This window comes from Nitrospirota bacterium (assembly GCA_035873375.1).
Lineage (GTDB): Bacteria > Nitrospirota > Thermodesulfovibrionia > Thermodesulfovibrionales > JdFR-85 > BMS3Bbin07.
Map to the genome: position 1 here is coordinate 45,071 of JAYWMQ010000052.1, position 21,631 is coordinate 66,701.

The following is a 21,631-nucleotide window of genomic DNA, read 5'->3' on the forward strand; positions in this document are numbered from 1 at the left end:
CAGATGAGAGACCTCCTTGGCAGAGAAGAGGCTGTCACAGTTGAAAAGGCCCTCTCTCTCCTTCTTGAACAAGCATTGCAGATTCCCTCCACTGAAAACACAGGCATAGAGAATGCCTATGGAAGGGTACTGTCGGCAGATGTAATCTCACCTGAAAACCTCCCCGGCTTCAACCGCTCCACAATGGATGGATACGCCGTCAATTCAACAGACACTTTTGGGGCATCAGACAGTATGCCCGCATATCTGACAGTGACAGGCGAGGTACATATGGGGACAAAACCCGATCTTTCCCTTACTCGGGGTGAGGTAGCCGTTATACCTACAGGGGGAATGCTCCCTGACGGAGCAGATGCCGTTGTGATGTATGAACACACAAACAGGGTTGGTGAAGACATGCTGGAAGTGATGAAGGCAGTTGCACCTAACGAGAATGTCATCCTTGCCGATGAGGATGTTAAAGAGGGAGAGGTCATACTTGGGTCCGGACAGAGGCTCAGACCCCAGGATATCGGAGCACTTGCCGGTCTTGGCATACTCAACATAGATGTCTTCCGAAAACCCGTTGTCGCCATCATCTCTACCGGGGATGAGGTCGTGCCGCCCGGCAAACCCCTTGCTGCCGGAGAGGTACGGGATATCAACTCCTACAACCTTGCAGGCCTGATCATACGCAGCGGCGGCACCCCCCTTAAAAAGGGAATAATCAGCGATGACTTTGACCTGCTCCGGGCAACGGTCAGGGAGAGCATGCAGGAGGCGCAGATGGTGCTAATCTCCGGGGGCAGCTCAGTGGGTACCCGGGATTACACCTCAAGAGTAATTGATGAACTCGGACATCCGGGCATCCTCTTTCACGGAGTAAGTATAAAGCCCGGTAAACCCTTGATTGGGGGCATGGTCAACGGAACCCCGCTCTTTGGGCTGCCAGGACACCCTGCAGCAGTCAGTGTCTGCTTTGAGACATTTATAGAACCTCTACTGAAAAAGATTTCAGGTGAAAATATGAGGGAAAAACGCCTGCCGTCGGGCAGGACCGTAAGGGCATTTTTTGGCAGGAACATCTCCTCTTCAACCGGCAGGGAGGACCATATCAGGGTAGCCCTTGAATTACGGGATGACGGCCTCTGGGCCAGACCGATCCTCGGCAAGTCAGGACTCATCAGAACCCTTGTGGAGGCAGACGGTACTGTAATAATTCCACTTAATAAAAACGGTATATATGAGGGAGAAACGGTCGAGGTAAACCTCTTCAGCGAGTGTCCGGGTTGAGTGGGTGTTCCGTCTTCCTGATCCATATCTCATTGTCATCTATCTTTCTGTAAAAGATAAAGGTATCCCGGATGTATTTTGCAATCACCGGTAATCTCTCCTCATTGGAAAAACCGTCAATCCTGTTTGCCCAGTGACTGTTCCTGTAAAGAACAAACTTCACATTATTCTTCTCAAGGCCTTTAATCACTTCATTTTGATAGAAATACGGTATGGCAAATATTATTACAGGAAACCGGCTTGGAGACGGCCTGTCAATAAAATAATACCAGCTTGCCTCGGCCGTCATTGTAAAGAACGATTCATCAGGGGCTAAATTATTCCGCAAAAACGAAATGGTAGCCTTGTAATTATCAGGAATGATTTCAGAATCCTTCACGCCGAGCGGAAAGTTCTCCTTGATCAGGTCCCCCCTGTATATTTGATAGACACCTAATGAGAAAATTACCGCAACTACAGCGGCAAGTAAATAGGTGTATGTTTTCGTAAAGGCATATCCACGAAGGAATTTATGACTGTAATGTTTTATGATAATATAAATAGAAAGGATATAAGTTACAGGAATGCTGTAAGCAACATGAGGCCAGTCTGAACGGCCCAGGGCAGACCTGAACAGGAACAGAGAGAGTATCAACATTGAAAACTCTACAAGGTATTTTTCCATAAAGCTCCTGACCGAACCTCTCAGCCTCCCGTTATTGAGATGTAGTTCCTGCATAAATTTAAACGCAACCCAGAACGTATTCGCTGCTATAATGACAGAGACTGCAAGAAACAATTTATTAAAAACAGGATACACATAACCGCTCATCAATTCCCTGTACCTCGGCATCGTCAGGAAGACATATTTGAAGAAGTCGGTAAGACCTCCCCAAAGAAGAAATCCCACCAGGAATACTGCCGACAGCAGTCCCAGAAATGAAGAGAACAGGAAATACCTGCGAAGGTTGCCTTTATGAAAATATAGAACATAGAGCACCGGAAAGAGGATCAGGTAGGCTGCAAACAGAAAGACCCCCCTGTCCACTGAGTAACCAAAAGATGCCAGCGGGATGAATGAAAACAGGAATCCTGCCATGAAAAATCCTTTTACACTGAAAGCCTGTGCCTTGCCAATATCCTGCAGTATTACAATAGTAATCAGGAATAGAAATACAGTTATATCCCTTGCCTTGATAAAGACCAGGGGAAGAAGGTGAAACATCGAGGAACTATGCAGCAAGGCCAATATAGTAACAGAAGTAAATGAATACAGGTGCCTTCCACGATAGAGCTGGAGCATGAAGACGGAGAACAAGACAAAAGTTAATATCTTTACTATAGACTCGAGTGTCCTTACCGAACCGATGGATTTACCAAACAGGCGAAAGGCTATCACTGAACGGAGGGGATTCTCATAAAGACCGTGGAGAAATATAAAATCCTTATAGGGGGTCTGCCCTGCCATATAGGATACGGCAGGCCCGAGGGTTTCACCCTCATGAAATGAATCAAATTTTCCCGAGGCATGGAAAGTCGGGATATTAAGTGCCACAATTATCGAAAATACAATGAGAAGGATTGACAGGAGGGCCTTGACCGGAGGCCGGAAATTATGCAGGGAAGCGCGGACAGGACTGGAGGACTCCGCAAAGATGATATCATTAAGCTTCCTTCTGCCCAAAAGATATGCTATGAAGAGCAGCAGCAACGGGGACAACAGAAAAACTGCAAATCGCACTACATCGTTAGATGGATTATACTGTATCTCCGTGAGTTTTCCCTTGACACCCCACGGATTCTGAAAGGGCAGCTCGATCCTGTTCCAGAGTAAAAGTCCAATGGCAATACCCGCAAAAAAAAGGACAAACAGAACTGAATACTTTATAACCCTTTCTTGTTTCATCCACTCCCGTATAACTGCATCCGTTTTTTCAGTATACCCGAATCCGTCACAAAAAAGGGGGGTCTATAGAATCTATAGACCCCCCTTTATACCAGCATATGTCTTAAACATACATCTATCTAAACCTCTGCAACCGCCTGTTCAACCTCTTTCAGCCACAGAAGCCTTGAACCGTTTATCATTGTCGTATTAACGGCCTCAACAAGTTCTTCGGGGTTAAAGGCAAGGTCTTCTCTCTTGCTGAAGGGCACGGGTCTTGCCCCTGCAGTGACTGCCTTCTTCTCCTTTTTTACGTCAGCACTCTTTGCCGCTTTCAGGTCGATGTTCATCTTTTTTGCAATGCCTTTAAGTATCTCCCTGTGGGCCTTGGCCTCTCCAAAAGGTTCAATCGCCCTGTCAAGTGTCTTGAGCCTCCCCGTATAATCCACAACTGAGCCATCCGTCTCAAAAGATGTGGCTGCCGGAAGCACAAGGTCTGCCTCTTTTGCAAGCTCACTGAGATGTGAATGCTGAACAATCAGAAAATCCACACCCGAAGGCCTCTTAAAAGGCACTTCTCCAACGGCATAGAGAATCTTTTTTGCCACGCCGGAAGTCATCCCGGTATACGTTGCTCCCTCGCCTTTGAGTCCCATAAGAAGCGTCCCCTTGGCATTGGCCTCAATCGGCACTGCCAGGGCATCACCCTTCAGGAGGGATATATTGGCAGAGGTCTCGTACAGCAGGGGGGAAGAGAGGATTACAGGTGACTTTGCCACTGAGTACATCTCTGCCACCATTGTCATATCCTCACTCAACTCCGCTTCAGGTATCTCAAGCCCCTCAGGTGCCTTGAGCCCCAGCCCTGTCAATGCCTTTGCCAAACCTCCAAGCACAACGGCCTCATCGCCCTGAAGGGTCTTTATAGCTACGTCTGAAAGCCTTATCTGCCCTGAATTAATCACTACCAGCTTTGCCCCCCTTGAAACCATCTTTCTCAGGGTGGCATCAAGTGCTGGAAAGACCCTCTGCCACTGTGACGGATTGATGCCGGCAAGCAGCACAAGGTCAGCACCTTCCAGGTCAACCTCGTCTCCTAAAAGTGAAGGTGCGTCTGCATAGAGGCTCACCGTGGAATCAATGTCTTTTACTCCGGTTGTCCCGGCAAAGTTCCTTAAAGTAAGGATATCCTCGTTAAGGAGATTTCCGGTGGTCACAATCCCTGCATCAGAAGGACTCCTGAGCAGATCAGCCGCTGTTGCATATGCCTCATCCCAGCTGACCGGCTTCAGCTCACCATCAATCCTTTTCAGGGGACTCATCACCCTTGTATCCGCATTTATAAAATCAAAACCGAATCTTCCATAGGCACAGATATAATGCCCGGCCCTGCCGTCATCTGCTCCGGCATTCACCTTTGCCACATCCTTGTCATGAACGCTCACGACTGTATCACAGGCGTTGCCGCAGGAGAGACATACAGAGTTGTATCTCTCATACTCCCACTCCCTGCCCTTGCGCCACCGGTCAGCCTCAAGGAGTGCGTTTACCGGACAGGCGTCAACACAACTGCCGCAGAAGGTACAGCCTCCCTCCTGAAGGGGTTTGTCTTCTGCTGTAACCACCCTTGAACCCACCCCACGGCCCTGGAAGTCAAGGACTGACGTTCCCTGCTCCTTGCATACCCTTACACAACGTCCGCAAAGGATACAGTAATCAGGGTCACGATTGATGAATGGATTTTTGTTATCAACCGGAAACCCGAACTTCTTTCTCGTAAATGATGATTCCTTTATCTCAAAGTCATAGGCATACTTCTGGAGCTCACACACCCCTGCCTTTGTACATGTCATGCAGTCAAGGGGATGCATTGAGAGGATCAGGTCTATAACGAACTTTCTGAGCTCCCTGATCTTTTCATTGTCGGTAACAACATCCATCCCTGCTTTCGTCTTCATGATACATCCTGTGGTCAACCTGCCGCCAATCTCAACCATACACATCCTGCAAGCGCCGATACCCCTCATACCCTTCAGATAACAGAAGTTCGGTATATGAACACCCACGCTCTCAGCGGCATCAATAAGATTCATACCTGCGGGAACTTTATACTCTGCACCGTTTATACTGATTTTAACCATCTTACCCATACTCGGTCCTCCTTAAGTTATACTCTAAAATTTAAACTACCACCCTTATCCCAGGCCGCAGATTTTCGCTGGTTTACGAGATTACCTTATGCCTCTACTTTCTCCATCTCCCTGATATCCACAATCTCAATGGCATCGTCCTTACAGACTTTTATACACTCTCCGCACCTGGTGCACCTCATCTCTGCAATCTCAAAGGGCAGATACCCCAATCTGTAAGGAAGCTTTTTTTCTCCAATAATGGCAAAATCCTTGCAGGCCTCCAGACAGTCACCACACATGGTGCACTTATGGGGGATAACCTTGTATACAAAGAGGGCATTGCACTCCCTGGCAGGGCATGCACCCCCTGCATGTACTGTGTATTCTTCAGACATCTCATCAAGTGTATCAATAAAGAACCTTGCTGTATCTTTCCCCTTCTTACACATCGAGGTCTCGAGCATCTTCGGGGCAATATCGCCGATAACCCGGATATCCTCCTCTGTCCCCCTGCCTTCTGAAAGCCTTTTGAGCCTTATTCTCATCTCATAACTGCCCATCGGACATGGAAGACACCTTCCGCACATCGGACCATCTATAAACTCCTCAAGCAGTCTAAGGCCTTTCCGGACAACACACTTCTGCTCCTCAATCTCTTCAAATATCTCTTTTAAATTCTTCTCTTTTGTTTCAGGCATAATACCTCCGCTGTAACAGTTTAAGCCATGTTAAACCTCATTGAGGATTGGAAATCTCAGATCTGAAATTGTAAATTTATTCTGTAAACTCACTGATTCCGGGCTTTTATTTCCCAATCTTCAATCTATAAATTTATTTTTAAACCTTTCCTGCTTCTCCGGCAACCTTCTCTATCTTTACTGCATCAACCGGGCATGCGGCATAACACGCCTTACACTTTGTACAGTACGCCTCGTCAATAAAGAACTTATCCTTCAGTTCCCTTACAGCTCCAAATGCACATGCCTGCTTGCAGAGGCCACAGAGGAAACATTCGGTATGATCTATTCTGTAGCGGCCAAGACCGTTACAGGCCTTTGCCCTGCAGTACTTATCATAGATGTGCTCTTCATACTCCTCCCTGAAATACCTCAGTGTACTCAACACAGGGTTGGAAGCACTCTGACCAAGACCGCAGAGTGAGCCCTCCTGGATAAGCCTGCCAAGTTCTTCAAGCCTCTCGATATCCCCGTGTGCGCCCTTGCCGCTGACTATCCTCTCAAGGATTTCGAGCATCTGCGAGGTACCAATCCTGCATGGCGGACACTTGCCGCAGGACTCGGATTGAGTAAAAGAAAGAAAATACCTTGCCATATCAACCATACAGGTATCCTCATCCACAACCACCATCCCGCCGGAGCCCATCATGGAGCCAAGCTCCCTGAGGGAATCAAAGTCAACCGGGTTATCGAGATAACTCTCAGGTATGCAGCCACCTGACGGTCCCCCGGTCTGTACAGCCTTGAATTTTTTATTTCCCATAATTCCGCCGCCGATCTCAAATATTATCTCCCTGAGAGTGGTTCCCATCGGAACCTCGACAAGACCGGTATTCTTGACCTTGCCCGTCAGGGCAAAGACCTTTGTCCCGGGCGAATTTTTGGTTCCTATCGACAGGAACCAGTCAGCACCCTTTTCTATTATCGGAGGTACACAGACATATGTCTCGATATTGTTGAGGTTGGTCGGATACCCCCACAAGCCTCCGCCTGGCTCTGAGAGTCTCGGAGGTCTCGGCCTCGGGAATCCGCGCTCTCCCTCGATAGAGGCCACAAGGGCAGTTGATTCTCCACAGACAAAGGCACCTGCACCCTCACGTAAGTCAAGGTGAAAACTGAAATCAGTACCAAGTATATTATCACCAAGGAGGCCCAGATCTTCAGCCTGACCTATGGCTGTCTTCAGGTTCTTCACTGCAAGCGGATACTCATGACGGACGTAAATAAAACCAAACTCTGCATTAATTGCACGCGCACAGATCAACATCCCCTCTATAAGGCTATGGGGGTCACCCTCCATGATGGCCCTGTCCATAAACGCCCCTGGATCACCCTCATCCCCATTGGCAACCACAAATTTTATATCTCCGGAGGCCTTTACAGTATGCCGCCACTTCTTTCCGGCAGGGAAACCTGCACCACCACGTCCGCGCAGGTTTGCCTTGTCCACTTCATCGAGGATCGCTTCAGGGGTCATGCCGGTAAGGGCCTTTTCAAGTGCGGTGTAGCCGCCAACAGCTATGTAGTGGTCTATATTATTGGGATCAACAACTCCGTTGTATTTTAGTGCAATCCTGTACTGTTTTTTATAAAAAGGTAACTCGTCAGCCATCTCATAGGGTTCATGAAGGATCGAATCCCTGTAAAGGAGGTGCCTTACCGGAAAGCCCGCTGCAAGTGTATTTGTGACAATTTCCTGTGCATCCTCGGTCTTGACCCTCTGATAGAAATAACCAGTCGGCTCAACCTTCATGAGTGGACCCTTCTGACAGAGTCCCTGACAGCCTGTCTTGACAATATCTACGTCGATTCCCTTGTCCGCAGCACTCTTTTCGATATTATCAACTACCTTCCTTGCACCTGAGGCCATACAGGCTGTACCTGTACAGACCCGGATCCTCTCCTTGTCTTCCTTAAATGTCTCATCCTTGAGCAGGAGTCTCAGATTTTTCAGGTCTTCCATGTTTTTCAGTCTTGCCATATCACTCCTCACCGGGTTTGTTTGTAATTACTGTTAATTATAGAGAAAAGCGAATCCTCATCACTTTACTCTTCTTCAATCATCTTTATAAGCTCATCGACCTTCTTCGGTCCAATCTCGCCCACAACCTCATCATTCACCGTGGCAACCGGGGCAAGTCCGCAACAACCAACACACCCGACTGTCTCAAGCGTCATTGCAAGGTCTTCCGTGGTCTCGCCAACACCAACATTAAACTCCTTCTCAAGTACCTCAAGCACCTTTCCGGCACCACGAACATGACAGGCAGTCCCCATACAGACCCTCACAATCTTGCGGCCCCTTGGCGTAAAATGAAACTGACCATAAAAACTTGCCACGCTGTAAATCTCTGCCAGGGGCAGATCAAGCTTTCTGGAAAGCCTCTCAAGGGCCTCTCCGGGAAGAAACCCGTAATCCTCCTGTATCCTGTGGAGAATGGGTATCAATAATCCCTTTTTCCTGTCATGCTCACATATTACCCGTCCAACCTTTCCAATCTCTCTTTCAATGTCAAGACCTTCTATGTCCATAGTATCCCCCGAATTTAATAATGTTGAATGCTAAAATCTAAAATCTCGAGTTACTTCACCCCTTCATGCGGTCTTGCTGCTGCCTCAAGCTTACGCCTGTCTGCCATGGTCATCAGTTTTCTCTCGGTACCAAATCTGCCAGGCTCATATTTTCTGAGTTTCAGTCCATCACGCTTAATGTCTATGGCTTCAAGTGTCTTCTTCAATATCTCTTCAGGGTCCGGAATAAAGTCAAACTTTCCGCCAAACCTCTCTTCCCACTGTTTTGTCATTATCTCCTGCACCTGACTGCTTGCCGCAACAGGGCTCTCTGAACCAAAAATAACATACACCCCTGAAGCAACAAAGTAACATCCGATTGCAAGGGCCTTCTCACTCATCCATTCAGGCGCAATACCGACTGCCGGCAGACCGGAAATATCATCGCCAAGCCCTCCTTCCTCGACCATCTGAGTTACCACGGTAAGTATCCTTGAATTGTCAACACACGAACCAAGATGAAGTACCGGCGGCACCCCAATGGCCTCACAGACCTCTCTGAGTCCCGGCCCCGCCATCTCAAGGGCTGTCTCAGGTGTCATAAAGCCCGCCTTGGCACATGCCGCAGCACCGCACCCGGTTGACACTACAAGAACGTCATTTCTGACAAACTCCTCTGCAAGGTAATTATGCATACTGTCCTGGGCAATGCGCGGGTTGTTACAGCCAACTATCGCCACAACGCCCCTGATCCTTCCTGCTATAATGGCATCATTTAGGGGTCTGAAAGACGCCCTGAACCTCCCGCCCTGCATGTATTCAATATACTCATGTGAAAACCCTGCAATCACCGGAGTGGTCTCATGCACCCTGCTTCCCTCTGTGGTACGGTTGGCATAGTTATCAATGGCAAGCCTCAGCACCTCTCTTGCCACCTCTTTTGCCCTGTGTTCATCGTACTCTATATGAACTGCATCAATCATCTTCCCCTTGCTGGATGTGGTCACTATTTTTGTATGGAACTTCTTTGCAGCCTGGGCAATTGCCGGCATTATACACTGGACATCCACCATTATTGTCTCTGCAAGGCCCGTCATTACAGCCAGCTCCTGGTTAAGGAATCCACCGGCTGTGGGAATCCCGTGCCTCATCAGGACCTCATTGGCAGTACAGCACATCCCGACCAGGTTAATCCCCTTTGCCCCTTTCTGACTTGCATATTCAAGCATCCCGGACTCCTGAGAGGCCTCAACCATCATCTCAGCAAGTGAAGGCTCATGGCCATGAACCACAACATTGACCTCATCTTCCTTCATGATTCCTATACTCGCCTCAGAACGTTTTGGCGATGGGGTGCCAAAGAGTATGTCTGTAATGTCGGTGCTGAACATTGAGCCGGCCCACCCATCGGCAAGAGAGACCCTCAGTGCAGAGGTCATAAGGTTTTCAGGGTCCTGGTCCACACCCATGTTTGTCCTGTGCATGGCCTCGGCAACCTCACGGTCTACACCCCTGGGCACTATTCCCCACTTGCGCCAGATCTCCTGACGCTTCTCCGGTGCCCTCTTGATAAAGGATATCTCTCCCCTCTGCTGGCCAAACTGCGCGATAATATTCTCTGCCACCTCTTTTGCTATATCTTCCTTTGTCCTGCCCTCAGTTGAAATATCGAGTATACCGGCCAGTTTTTTCAGCTTCCCTTCGTCCTTGATCGTAAAGTCCGGGGCCTCCCCTGTGGATGCCGCAAGGAGTGTATAGGCCATATCCCTCGCATGGTCACTATGAGCTGCCGTGCCTGCAGCCACCATCCTCAGGAAATTCCTGGCAGTCACGACCGGAAGGGTTGCTCCGCATACACCTTCGGCATTCTCTTCAGCATCGGAACCAACAAGCCTGCAGGGCCCCATAAAACAGATCTTGCAGCATGCCCCCGAGTGTCCTATCGGGCATGGCTTTAATTTCTCCGCCCTGTCAAAGGCTGTCTCAAGACCATGCGACTCTGCCCACTCCACTATCTCCTCGGCAACCTTGTCGGCACTTTTTATTACCTTTTCAGACATCTTAAACCTCCGTTTTTATTATTGACGATTTTCGATTGACAATTTTCAGTTTTAGTCCTGAAAAATAGTCAATGGTCAATCATCAATAGTCAATCTCATATTATCGATTCCATCTCAAGGGCTGGATGACCGGCCTCAGTCAGAAACTCAACCAGCTTCTCGGAGTCCTCACATACGGTCTCATCAGCAATCTTGTCAAGCAGGTCAGGAACGCCTTCTGCTTCGGCTATCTGCTGAAACTTGTCTTTCACCCTCTCCTTAATCGCCTTTGTCATCCAGACAATCCTCTTTATACCACCATCACCAAACAGGAATTTCTTGCTGGTTATAAAATTCACACCAATTCCCATAAAGCCCGGGGTCTGCACCCCGCCGCCCACTGTTCCGGCAAGTGTCGAGAATTTCATGCCTATCGGGGTCATCCCTGTATGTCCGCGCTGAACAATCATTACACCATTGGCCTCGGGTATGATTGCAACGATACATTCAAAGCAGCCACAGGAGGTCATGGGATTTTCCATGATTGTATAAAGGTTCAATGTCTCAACCGCCCCGCCTGACGCCTGTTTCAGATAATCATCAACACCCGTATAGCGGCCGAACCTCGGGTCAACAAGCTCACCCTTTGGAACAGGCTGGTTTCCGCCGGTCGGGTCGATCTCGTAGGCTGCCTTGCCGTCAAGCCAGTTATAGGCACCACAGAGCCCGAGTCTCTCAGGTGTTATGACACAGACATGACTCGGGGCAAAGGACTGACAGAGCAGACAGGAATAAAAGGTATCCACGGTCTCATCGGTAAGGGATGCAAGCCTCTCATCACGCAGCTTCCAGTCAATCCTTGCCTCCTCTCTCAACTTGACAACATCCTCCTCGTTGGTAAAGAGCGTGACCGCTACCTTATCAACTATGGTGCTGAACCTCTTGTGTGTCATTGCATGGTGTATCTTTCCAATATCCTCAAGGCTGAAGCCGGCCTGCTTTGCGGCATGGCTGATCCTTATCCAGTTAATATCCCTCTGTCCCATGTGCCATATGCCCTGGCCTTCGTTTATATTATGGTGAAGTCTCCGCTCGACAATGGAGAGGAAATCCGGCTGCATCTTTCTTCCTGCAATCTCAACCAGGATTCCAAGGGGCATTACACCTCCCTGTTCATACCTCTCCTTCCAGTTCTCACCGATAATGTTTACCTTGCCGTCCTCTATCTCTTCAAGCTCTCTCAGCCTTGCCCATTCAAAGGCAGGTGAGCGCGTTCCGCCAAACTCGATAAAGGTCTCCTCCTTACGGATCCTCTCACCCTCAAACGCTGGGCCGTAGGCAATCGGAATCGGCGGTTTTTCAACAAGTACCTTAAGCCCCCTCACCTCAATCGCCTTCTGGACAATCTTGTCGTGATCAAGCTCTTTATCCACCTCTTCATACGTACATACACCCGTGGGGTGAATCACGGGGACATCAGTATCACAGATGGCCGGGAAGCCCATATTTATAGCGCCGGCCCCTGTTGCCCACTTGACATCATCAAGCCCGCCCAGGGGAAGGGCAAAGGCAAAGACCCTGTCTTTCTGATATTTCAAATTGCCCTTGTAGTCTCCGGGTTTTACACCCCCAAAGATCATGGAGGCCCTTATTGCCCAGTCAAGGGCATAAAGTGTATGCTCGGTCTCCGTGCCAAGTGGCACTATATATACATCCCAGCCAAGCTCCACCTTCTTTCTCAGAAGCTGCTTGGTAACGCTGTCACCATTGGAACTTCCGGAAAGGAAGACAAGGATGTTCTTCTCCTGCAATTCCCTGACAATCCTTACCGCTGTATCATCATCAGGGGCTGCACCTATAATAGCCGCAAACCCCGGCATCCTTCCATCAACAAGCTGAATACCAAGATTACGCTGTACTGTGTCTGTAATAAACCCGTTATAAACATAACCTGTCTCAGGGTCTTTTGTCGGCTCCAGACCCTCAATATACCTCAATGCAAGCCAAATCTCCTCAGCAAAAAGTGTGGCCATCCCGGAATCAAGGGCCTCTCCCAGATAAGGCGTCCATATCTTCTCCTCAGGCTCATCATGAAGAAGATCCTGGGTCATCCTCAGTGCGGTCTTCATGTCCTTAATCGTCTTTACCTCAAAACCCGTAATACCATAAATCAACGGCAGGGCATAGGCAGTGTCTGGAAACTCGAAATGGTAATCCTCACCCTTTTCAGCAATAACCTTCTGTAGTAAATCCTCAGCCTGCCTGAAGACTTTATGTGACCCTCTTATAGCAGCCGAGGCTATTATCTTTGACATCCCTTACCTCCTTAAATTCGTTATACGTTATACGTTAGCTGACAAGCCTGCAAGCTGACAAGCCTTTTGTTCGTATATTTACCTGAAAACAACCTTTTTCTGTTGCCATCCGCCACTCTTTACGCTGCAGCAGAGCGAAGAAAAGTGGGAAGGGCATTCGCCTCCCTTGGTCCGACCGTGACCTTCCAGCCCTCAAGCTTGTCCTCAATAGCACCGCTGAGGATCGCCACATAACCCGGAATTATTAATTCCCGGTGATTAACCTCGTTCTCGATCCCGCTCTCCTTTATGAAATTTGCTATTTTTGAACCTGTGAATTTACCGGCTGCCCAGGCAGTAAGCACTGACAGGCCCTCACAATCCATAATGGCAAGATGTGCAGGAACCTTTGAATTCTCCACCTCACCCGATACTATAAAGTAGGTAAGCGAGAAATTAGTGGTGATAAGAAGGGGTGAGTCAGGGGTTGCTTCTCCGATCTTGTATATCTTCTGCTCAACCTGCATAGGCACCTGCGGGTCTGTGTAAACATTCTGCCTCAGAGTAAAGAGTGCGAGATTCTTCCATTTCTCCGCAGAACTGATAACTATTGTGGATGCATACTTTGCAATACCAAGCCCTGCAATTAGGGATTCAAAGAGTGCGTCGCTGCGCTGTGCAAAGTTTATTACAGGATATCCAAGGGGCTTGAAGTTCTTTTTTATAGCCGCCCTCCTGATAAAAGTGTTGTACTCAAGCATCTCTTTTGCAGAGCCTGCTCCGGGGTCTATTAACATATCCTCAACCCCTAAGGACTTTATCTTCTCCGTAAGAGATGAAAGGGCTTCAAGGCCGTCTGCCTTCACACCCAATGCAGCCTTGGCAGACCTGGCAATCTCTGCCATTTTTTCGGCATTTGCCTCTGTAGCCCCATAGAGAACCGCATTCTTTCCATTAAAGGGTTTTATGGCGGCGGCAGCAGCATCTGTATTTTCCGTACCAACAATTACTGCTACATCCGGGGCCTTTTGAGCAACCTTTTCCGCCAGGGTCCCGAGCCTTCCTGCATCTCCGGAGTCATTACTCAAATATACGGCATCTATCCTCAGAAGCTGCCCTACCCTGTTGATCTCGGAGCCAAGGACATCCTGGATCTTTGCCTCAACCACATCATCGCTGTCCGTGTCCTTAATCTCAAGTGCAAGGGCCGGAGGATTGACAAACTTCTTTTCGTGCCTGAAAAGCACAGTCTCCTCTCCCATCTTTACAGCCCTCTCACCAGCGCCAAGTGTTACCGGCCTTACAGGTGGAGCCGAGGCCTCACCAAGTGTTGCCTTTGCCTCATCAGAGACATCAGGACAGGCATCCAGAGAGACTTGTCTCTGGGCAAGCTTCATTGCAAAGGCAAGGCATGTGGGAAAACCGCACTTCTTGCAATTTGTCTTTGGTAGTAATTTAAATATCTGAACCCCGGTTAATGCCATCTCTTACCTCCGTTATGTCTAATTCATTCGTTATGTCTAATTCATTTATATCAAACTGATTAAACCTGACTCATTTACCTCATTACATAAGTTCATCCATAAGCTGCTCCACTGCCTCTACTGCCTTCGGATGACGCATTATCAACAACTCCGAGCCTGCCATCAGAAGTGATGAAGCTGTCATGGCCTCCCAGGCAATGCCCCTCTCCTCAAGACTGCCCCACTCGGGAAGCACGTCCTCCGGGGCCTGTGTCTCCTTTATCTTCCATACATACATCCCCACATCTGCAAGCATCGGCGGCTGCATGACCGCATCATTCTGCGCCAATGCGGCAAGCCTTATCCGCTCCATAACTGAATATGTATACTCAAGCCCGTAACCAAGTGCGGAACACATCGGGTCTGTAATAAGCTTTTCCTTGTCAAAGCCCATCTGCGTAAGCAGGATGTTGAGCTGTTTTGACAGGTTAATGTCCAGTTCACTCATGGCAATAAGTTTATGCCCGTTTGCCATTGCCGCTGCTGCAATGGTCTTGTAGTTTGCCTCCTGGGCCTTGCCGATTATACAGTTATGCCCTTTTGCCGCCTCAGCCGCCTTCACCAGAACCTCCGAGTCCTTCTCCACATGATTGCTGCCGAGGACAATAAGGGGAACCTTTATTGCCCCAAGGACGTCACTCACGGTCCTGGCGGCATCCTCTGCTGTCAGATTCTTGCTGTCGGGATGTGTCCCAACAAGCCTAATGACAATGGCCTTTGCCTTCAGGTCCTCCTCGCAGTATTTTGCCCAGGTTACAGGATCCCCGCTTACACCGTCAAAAACCTTCCTTACAGTCTCGGGCCAGTCTTCAGGAGAAACATCCTGTATCTCATATGCAATCAGGGGCCTGTTCGGAATCTCTCCTTCAAAGGAGTGAAAGGGTAGGGTATTCTCACCTCCAAAGGTCTGTTGAACCCCGGTTCCTATTGTCACAGGAAAGACCCTGCCTGCAAAGCTTTCCTTTGGTGGTACAAATGCCATTTTATTCCTCCTTAATTCTTGATTAAGTATATCTCTTTATTGCTCACAGTTTTAATTTTTCGTCTTTCCCGTAAAAATCTGAAAGCTTCTTCAGTTACATCTCCAGATAAGAGTGGGCATACAGTGTCCTGTTCATAATAACGTCTATTGTCTTGACGGTCTCGATAACCTCCGCAGGGTCTGCAATAGCTGCAGTAAGCCCCTCATAAATAAGAAGTGCGAGATAGTATTTATTGAGGATATGCCTGACGTTTTTGGGACAACCATTGGATATATTGCTCAGGCCGACAACAGTCTTTATGGGGGGATCATTCAGTTCCTGAAACATCTTTATAGTCCTGATCACCTTTACCGCCTGCTCCTGTGTGGTGGCAATCTGAAGGACAAGAGGGTCCAGATAAAGGTTTTCAAGGGACAGGCCATACTCCATTGCCCTTGCCATAATCTCTGCTGCAATAGCAGACCTCTCTTCCTCGTCCGCAGGCAGCCCGCCCTTGCCTACAGTCAATCCTATAATCAGACTATCGTATTTGGCTGCAAGTTCAAGCATCGGAAAACGCTCAGGGTCATTGGAAGTAGAGTTAATCATGGGTCTGCCGTAGTCGTTGTTGTGAACCTTGAGGCCGGCCTCAATCGCTGCATAATTCGTGGTATCAAGACATACAGGAAGTGATACAGCCTCCTGAATGGTGGTAACCATCCATTCCATAAGCTCTTCACCACCATCCTCTGCAGGGCCGATATTGGCATCAATCATCCCTGCACCGGAGTTCTTCTGCGCAAGGGCAATCTCCTGAATGGGTCCCTTGTCCCGCTTCATCATGGCTTCTCTAACGCGTTTTGCAATTATACTAAGTTTCTCTCCAATAATAAGCATATCAAGCACTCCTTCCTGGAATTTTTTATTTGTTATTTTTCATCTTTCATTTTTCATTTATTAAAAAAGAGAACTCTACCACAGAGACACAGGAGATAAAACAAGAAAACTTTGTAAAACAGTCTTTAATCTCTGTGTCTCAGTGCCTCAGTGTTTTATATTCCCCTGACATAAAAAATCTTAGTTTTTACCACAGAGGCACAGAGAAAAAACCCGGATCCAAAAACCATGTTTTAAGCCTGTTCCTTAAAGTTACCCGAATACAGGAATAAAGCAAGGGTTGAAAAGGATAACATAAAATATAGCGTATGGTAAAGCATTGCACTATTTAAAATTATTATAATTTTATAGAGAATAAGGGAGGTTTAGGGGATATTGAGACCGTCAAGTATGGTGAAAACAGAGCGGAGCGCAGGGGAGTTATCAGGCAGCTCAATCAGAGGTCTCCCCTGAAGGTCATATTCAAATATTTTTCCATCCTGGGGAACAAGCCCTGCACAATGAAGGCCCAGCCCATCGGCAAGTTTCGTGAGGGTCTCACCCTCCTCACCGGAGACCCTGTTTATAATCAGGACACTCCTTTCGATATCAAGTTTCAGCTCATCCACAAGATCCCTGATCCTCCCGGCCGTCTGTATTCCCTTTACAGTCGGGTCACTCACTATCAGCAAAAGATCCACCTTGTGTGTGGTCCTCCTGCTGAGATGCTCCATACCCGCCTCATTGTCAATCACCACATAGGGATAGCGCTCTGCAAGTATGTCCGTATATTTTCTGATAATATTATTGGCCGCGCAGTAACAGCCCGGCCCTTCGGGCCTGCCCATCACCAGCAGATCAAAACCCTTTGCCTCTATCAGGGCCTGATTAATCTGATATTCAAAGAGCTCGTCCATACTCATGCCCCCCGGCCTTTCACTGCCGGAACGTATGGTCTCAAGTGAGGACTCCCTCAGTTGTCCCACAGAGGCATGAACCTTTACGCCAAGCGCTTCATTCAGGCATGCGTTACTGTCAGCATCAACTGCAAGTACAGGCCCCCGCCTCTTCTCAACAAGATACCTCACTGTCAGCCCAGCTATACTCGTCTTTCCTGTACCGCCTTTACCTGCAAGAGCAATCAAAAACGACATACCATCTCTCCTCCCTGTATTTTTAAAGATTAAAACACCACATCAAAAACCATCTCCTTCATACCAAAAAGAAACCGCTTCCGCTTCACCTTTATCTTTACTTTATCTCCGGGCCTCCTGTCAAGAAGCGCAATCTTTACGTCAGGGATATCCCCGACAATCTTATCATCAATTGCAATGATTATATCACCCTCTTTAAGCCCTGCCTTGTCGGCAACTCCACCCTTCATGACCTTCTCGATAACAACCCCTTTCTTCTGATCCTTGAGAAAGACCATCAGCCGTGCACTCTCCGGGGGCTCAATCCGCTTTGGAAAGAGGACAAAATCTGCAATTCCGCGGTCAAAACCCTCACCCCCGTAATTAAGAATAACCGTGGGGCGCTCATTGGTCAGCCGTTTTACCCTGTCCGGTATTCCCCATGAATGCTGGACATGCCCGTTTCCGGCAAGAACCACCATCTGTGTATCAGGATATTTCTTCAGTGTATCTGCAATACTGTGAGCCATTGTCTCATCCCACAGGATCTGCGACTGAACGAAATTCTCAAAATTACTTTTATTGTCATGCTGGGAGAAAACATTCCTGAGGTATTCCCTGTACTGCTGATTCGTCATATCCATATCCTGGGGTATTTCGGCGTACTCATCCTCTGTAAGCGAGTCAATTCCATCCTTTGAGACCTTCTTGAGAATCTCCTTCCTGATATTCAGCGCTATTACCGGAATGCGGTTTGCACGTGCGTACTGGAGGATATCCCTGTACAGGTTGTAATCAAAAACCCATCTTTTAAAATACTCCGTCTTCCTGAGGAACTCTGCCTCGTTTATATCACCCTGGATGTACTGGTCAAGATACTTTTGAAAGGGCCGCTGGAACATCTCCATGCCGACAACCAGTTTCCCGCTGTCACTGTACAGCCTCCTGATAATTTCATACTGTACTACGTGGTGCTCGTATGCAGTATGCATCTCCCCTACAAAGACCACCCTGCTGTCCTTAATCTTCCGTATCACAGCATCAAGCCCAATGGTATCCGCAGTCTCTACAGCATCAAGCCGGAGTGTCAGGTCCACAGAAATCCCTTTATCGGAGTCAGCGGTCTTTTTCAGAATGTTCCTGCCATTTTCAAAGACAAGGAGGGAATAATTTCCGTATCTGAATATCTTTCCAAATGCCCTGTCTGCCTCCTGCCGGTCTTTTGCATTAAAGACCACGGCAACCCTCTCTGAATTCAGTGGGTTTTTATAAACCTTTACAACAAATCCTCCCTCAGTGAGGGGTCTGTCTGCAAAAAGACGCCTGTAAATCCTGTTTTTGACCGACATTATCAGGATGGAATTTTCCTCTATCTCCTTATCTCTAACCTCTTTCTCTCCCCTTACAGTATAGCCCTGCTCTTTAAAAAAAGCGGCCGCATCCCTATAAACATCTTTTTCATCCTCAGGCACAATAACAACACTGCCCTTTCTCCCGGTAAAGGCAGATATCACCGGCGGCACTTCGCTCTCTGCAAGTCTTCTCATGGTGTCATAATTCTCATCCAGGAATATCCTGAGGGGCCTTGCTGAAAAGGCCCTCTCATATTGCAGGTCTGCCTTATCGACTCTGATAATAAACTCCTCCTCCCCTGCTGCTGTTACAACCCTTGCAGGAAGGTCAAAGACAAAGGGGTCATTATCCTGAACAATGTTGAGCCTCAACAGGTATTTGCCGTCTCTGAAGACAACCAGTCCATCCTTTACATCAAGTGAGGGCACACCTTTTTTGTCAATCCACTGTCTAAAAAACTCCTTTAATTGAAGCCCGCTTGAGGATGCAAGGGAATCCCTGATATCATCCCATGTGGCTTCCCTGTATTTACTGGATTCAATAAACTCCCTGAGTCCCCTGAAAAAGGCATCGTCTCCGAGTCTCTTTCTCAGCATATGAAAGACCATTGCCGACTTGCCATAGCCTATAGTCCTCGTTGAAAAACCCTCACGGCTGATAAAGTCCTTCAGGGCAATCTCATTATCAGCAGACACGTAATTCATGTAATCAAGCATGATCCTCTTCCTGTACTCCGCCCCTTCACCCTTGAGCTCCTTATACCATTGGTCGGACAGATATGTTGTAAACCCCTCCGACCAGTTGCCTGATTTGTAATCAACATATACATAATTGCCGAACCACTGGTGGAGTATCTCATGACCAAGAGAGGTCCTGACGATAAAGGGCAGCCTTATAACCTTTGAGCCAAGCAGTGTATATGTGGGAAAGGAGTAGCCTGTCTGATACCTGTTCTCTACAATGGAGAAATTTTTATAGGGAAAAGCCCCAAGCATGGATTTATAGAGCTTTAAATATCTCTTTGTGTTTTCAATATAGGTGGCTGCAAGCCCCTCATCCTCTGAAAACAGATATGTCCTTATCAAAACCCCCTCAAACTGCTCCTCCTGTACCCGGTATTCTCCGGCAACAAGGGTTATCGTGGCAAGTGGATGGGGGAAATCAAAGTTGATGGTCTTTATATCATTGTCAACAGAAACAGTGGCAGCCTCGGATTCTGATATGGCATCAAAATCCTTTGGGACCTCCACGGTCAGCCTGTAAATAAAGTCTCCCTTAAATTCAGGGTACCACTGTTGTAGCAGCATTATACCCGTGGTATCCACTACATTGCTGCCCGAAACACCGGGATTGACGGCGGACTCCTCCTCTGCCTTGGGTTTAAATAAAGCACTGTATTCAATCTCGACAACCCTCTCCCCTTCTCCTGCCTCAAGGGCCTTAAGTGCCTCTTCTCCAAACTCATATTCCCTGCCGTTTATTCTGAATGACTTTATGTTGAGTCCATCCGTCCGGAGGTATGCCTTCCGTTTATCCGGCAAAATAACCTTCGCCCTCCCCTCAACAGAGCTGCTCTCCGGCAAAACCCTGACCTTAAGCTCATACAGGGGGAGCTCAGAGGCAGCAATGTTATTGCAGGACGTAATTATGGCAATAAAGAATAACGCCGTAACAAATCGCACATATGTCATCATTATCAAAAATCTCCTGTACACTTGAAATAACTTGCCACAACTGTAAAGATTATTCAGCCGCAGATTTTCGCAGATAAACGCAGATTATCAAGACTTTAGAGAAATTTTGCTTTACTATCTGCGTGAATCTGCTAAAATCTGCGGCTGAAATCCGTTGACACTCAGAACAGCCGGTTGGGAACATTTATCTTCAGGTGTTCATAAGCGCCGCGTGTGGCAAGCCTGCCCCTTGGTGTCCGTTCTATAAACCCCTCCTGAAGGAGAAAGGGTTCATAAACATCCTCAATCGTCTCCTTATCCTCCCTCACAGAGGCTGCAAGGGTGTCCACACCTACGGGGCCGCCGGCATATTTTTCAATAATTGTAAGCAGGAGCTTCCTGTCCATATCGTCAAGCCCCCTGTCATCCACATCCATGGCCTCAAGGGCGTACCGGGCTATCTCTATCCCGATCGTACCGTCACCCTTCACCTGGGCAAAATCCCTCACCCTCCTCAGGAGCCTGTTTGCAATCCTCGGTGTACCTCTTGAACGGCGGGCAACCTCAAAGGCGGCATCTTCGGTTATATGGACATCAAGGATGGTTGAGGAACGTTTGACCACCCTTATAAGCTCTTCAGGCCTGTAGTATTCGAGCCTCACAATCACACCAAAACGGTCCCTGAGGGGAAATGTCAGCAGCCCTGTGCGGGTGGTGGCACCAACGAGTGTGAAGTGCGGCAGGTTTACCTTGAGTGAACGGGCATTTGGGCCCTGTCCAATAATAATATCAAGGTGAAAATCCTCCATGGCAGGATACAGGACCTCTTCGACGATCCTGGGCATCCGGTGTATCTCGTCAATAAAGAGGATATCCTGATCCGAGAGGTTTGTAAGTATTGCGGCAAGGTCTCCCTGCCTCTCGAGCACCGGACCTGATGTGGTCTTCAGGCTTACGCCAAGCTCATTGGAGATAATATGTGCAAGCGTGGTCTTTCCAAGCCCTGGCGGGCCGTAGAAGAGAACATGGTCAAGTGCCTCTCCACGGTGTCTTGCCGCCTGAATATAAACATGGAGGTTATCCTTTAACCGCTCCTGCCCTATAAACTCTTCAAAACTCCTGGGCCTCAGGGTTACATCCAGGAGCAGATCATCCTGAGATACCTCTGGCTCAACCCCACTTTCATCCGTCTCTTTCAGACTAACCTCCCGCTTTTTTATTAACTATTGACTATTAACTATTTGCGATTGAATATTGAATTT

14 protein-coding genes are annotated in these 21,631 nt (G+C 48.1%); 1 reads left to right on the forward strand and 13 read right to left on the reverse strand.

Annotation, left to right across the window (positions count from 1 at the left end):
- Nucleotides 1-3: 3 nt before the first annotated feature.
- Nucleotides 4-1,272: a gephyrin-like molybdotransferase Glp gene (gene glp, locus VST71_11010; GenBank protein ID MEC4686248.1), complete on the forward strand. Its 1,269-nt coding sequence runs from the start codon at nt 4-6 to the stop codon at nt 1,270-1,272.
- Here the strand turns inward: glp and VST71_11015 are convergent.
- The 13 genes from VST71_11015 to ruvB all read right to left on the reverse strand — a co-directional run bounded on the left by VST71_11015 (nt 1,253) and on the right by ruvB (nt 21,568).
- Entirely contained in the window at nt 1,253-3,157 is a 1,905-nt protein-coding gene (locus VST71_11015) for a hypothetical protein (GenBank protein ID MEC4686249.1), read from the reverse strand. The genes glp and VST71_11015 overlap by 20 nt on opposite strands.
- A gap of 119 nt (nt 3,158-3,276) precedes the next feature.
- Nucleotides 3,277-5,286 (reverse strand): molybdopterin-dependent oxidoreductase, encoded by a 2,010-nt coding sequence (locus VST71_11020; GenBank protein MEC4686250.1) that lies wholly within the window; start codon nt 5,284-5,286, stop codon nt 3,277-3,279.
- A gap of 86 nt (nt 5,287-5,372) precedes the next feature.
- A complete protein-coding gene (locus VST71_11025; protein ID MEC4686251.1) occupies nt 5,373-5,966 on the reverse strand; it encodes an NADH-ubiquinone oxidoreductase-F iron-sulfur binding region domain-containing protein in 594 nt (197 codons plus the stop codon).
- 139 nt (nt 5,967-6,105) lie between these two features.
- A complete protein-coding gene (locus VST71_11030) occupies nt 6,106-7,986 on the reverse strand; it encodes an NADH-ubiquinone oxidoreductase-F iron-sulfur binding region domain-containing protein (protein ID MEC4686252.1) in 1,881 nt (626 codons plus the stop codon).
- 65 nt (nt 7,987-8,051) lie between these two features.
- Nucleotides 8,052-8,537 carry an NAD(P)H-dependent oxidoreductase subunit E gene (locus VST71_11035; protein MEC4686253.1) on the reverse strand — a complete coding sequence of 162 codons (486 nt, stop codon included), beginning with the start codon at nt 8,535-8,537 and terminating at the stop codon, nt 8,052-8,054.
- A 50-nt stretch (nt 8,538-8,587) separates the two neighbouring features.
- Complete coding sequence (gene cooS, locus VST71_11040) at nt 8,588-10,576, reverse strand: anaerobic carbon-monoxide dehydrogenase catalytic subunit (protein MEC4686254.1); 1,989 nt, start codon at nt 10,574-10,576, stop codon at nt 8,588-8,590.
- A gap of 95 nt (nt 10,577-10,671) precedes the next feature.
- Complete coding sequence (gene acsB, locus VST71_11045; protein MEC4686255.1) at nt 10,672-12,870, reverse strand: acetyl-CoA decarbonylase/synthase complex subunit alpha/beta; 2,199 nt, start codon at nt 12,868-12,870, stop codon at nt 10,672-10,674.
- Between the two features lie 119 nt (nt 12,871-12,989).
- On the reverse strand, nt 12,990-14,333 hold the full coding sequence (gene acsC, locus VST71_11050) for an acetyl-CoA decarbonylase/synthase complex subunit gamma (GenBank protein ID MEC4686256.1): 1,344 nt from the start codon (nt 14,331-14,333) through the stop codon (nt 12,990-12,992).
- Between the two features lie 82 nt (nt 14,334-14,415).
- Nucleotides 14,416-15,354 (reverse strand): acetyl-CoA decarbonylase/synthase complex subunit delta, encoded by a 939-nt coding sequence (locus VST71_11055; protein ID MEC4686257.1) that lies wholly within the window; start codon nt 15,352-15,354, stop codon nt 14,416-14,418.
- A 94-nt stretch (nt 15,355-15,448) separates the two neighbouring features.
- Nucleotides 15,449-16,231 carry a dihydropteroate synthase gene (locus VST71_11060; GenBank protein MEC4686258.1) on the reverse strand — a complete coding sequence of 261 codons (783 nt, stop codon included), beginning with the start codon at nt 16,229-16,231 and terminating at the stop codon, nt 15,449-15,451.
- 365 nt (nt 16,232-16,596) lie between these two features.
- Complete coding sequence (locus VST71_11065) at nt 16,597-17,364, reverse strand: carbon monoxide dehydrogenase (GenBank protein ID MEC4686259.1); 768 nt, start codon at nt 17,362-17,364, stop codon at nt 16,597-16,599.
- A 29-nt stretch (nt 17,365-17,393) separates the two neighbouring features.
- Nucleotides 17,394-20,390, reverse strand: a complete 2,997-nt coding sequence (locus VST71_11070; GenBank protein ID MEC4686260.1) for a ChaN family lipoprotein — start codon at nt 20,388-20,390, stop codon at nt 17,394-17,396.
- A gap of 161 nt (nt 20,391-20,551) precedes the next feature.
- Nucleotides 20,552-21,568 (reverse strand): Holliday junction branch migration DNA helicase RuvB, encoded by a 1,017-nt coding sequence (ruvB, locus tag VST71_11075; protein ID MEC4686261.1) that lies wholly within the window; start codon nt 21,566-21,568, stop codon nt 20,552-20,554.
- Nucleotides 21,569-21,631 lie beyond the last annotated feature (63 nt).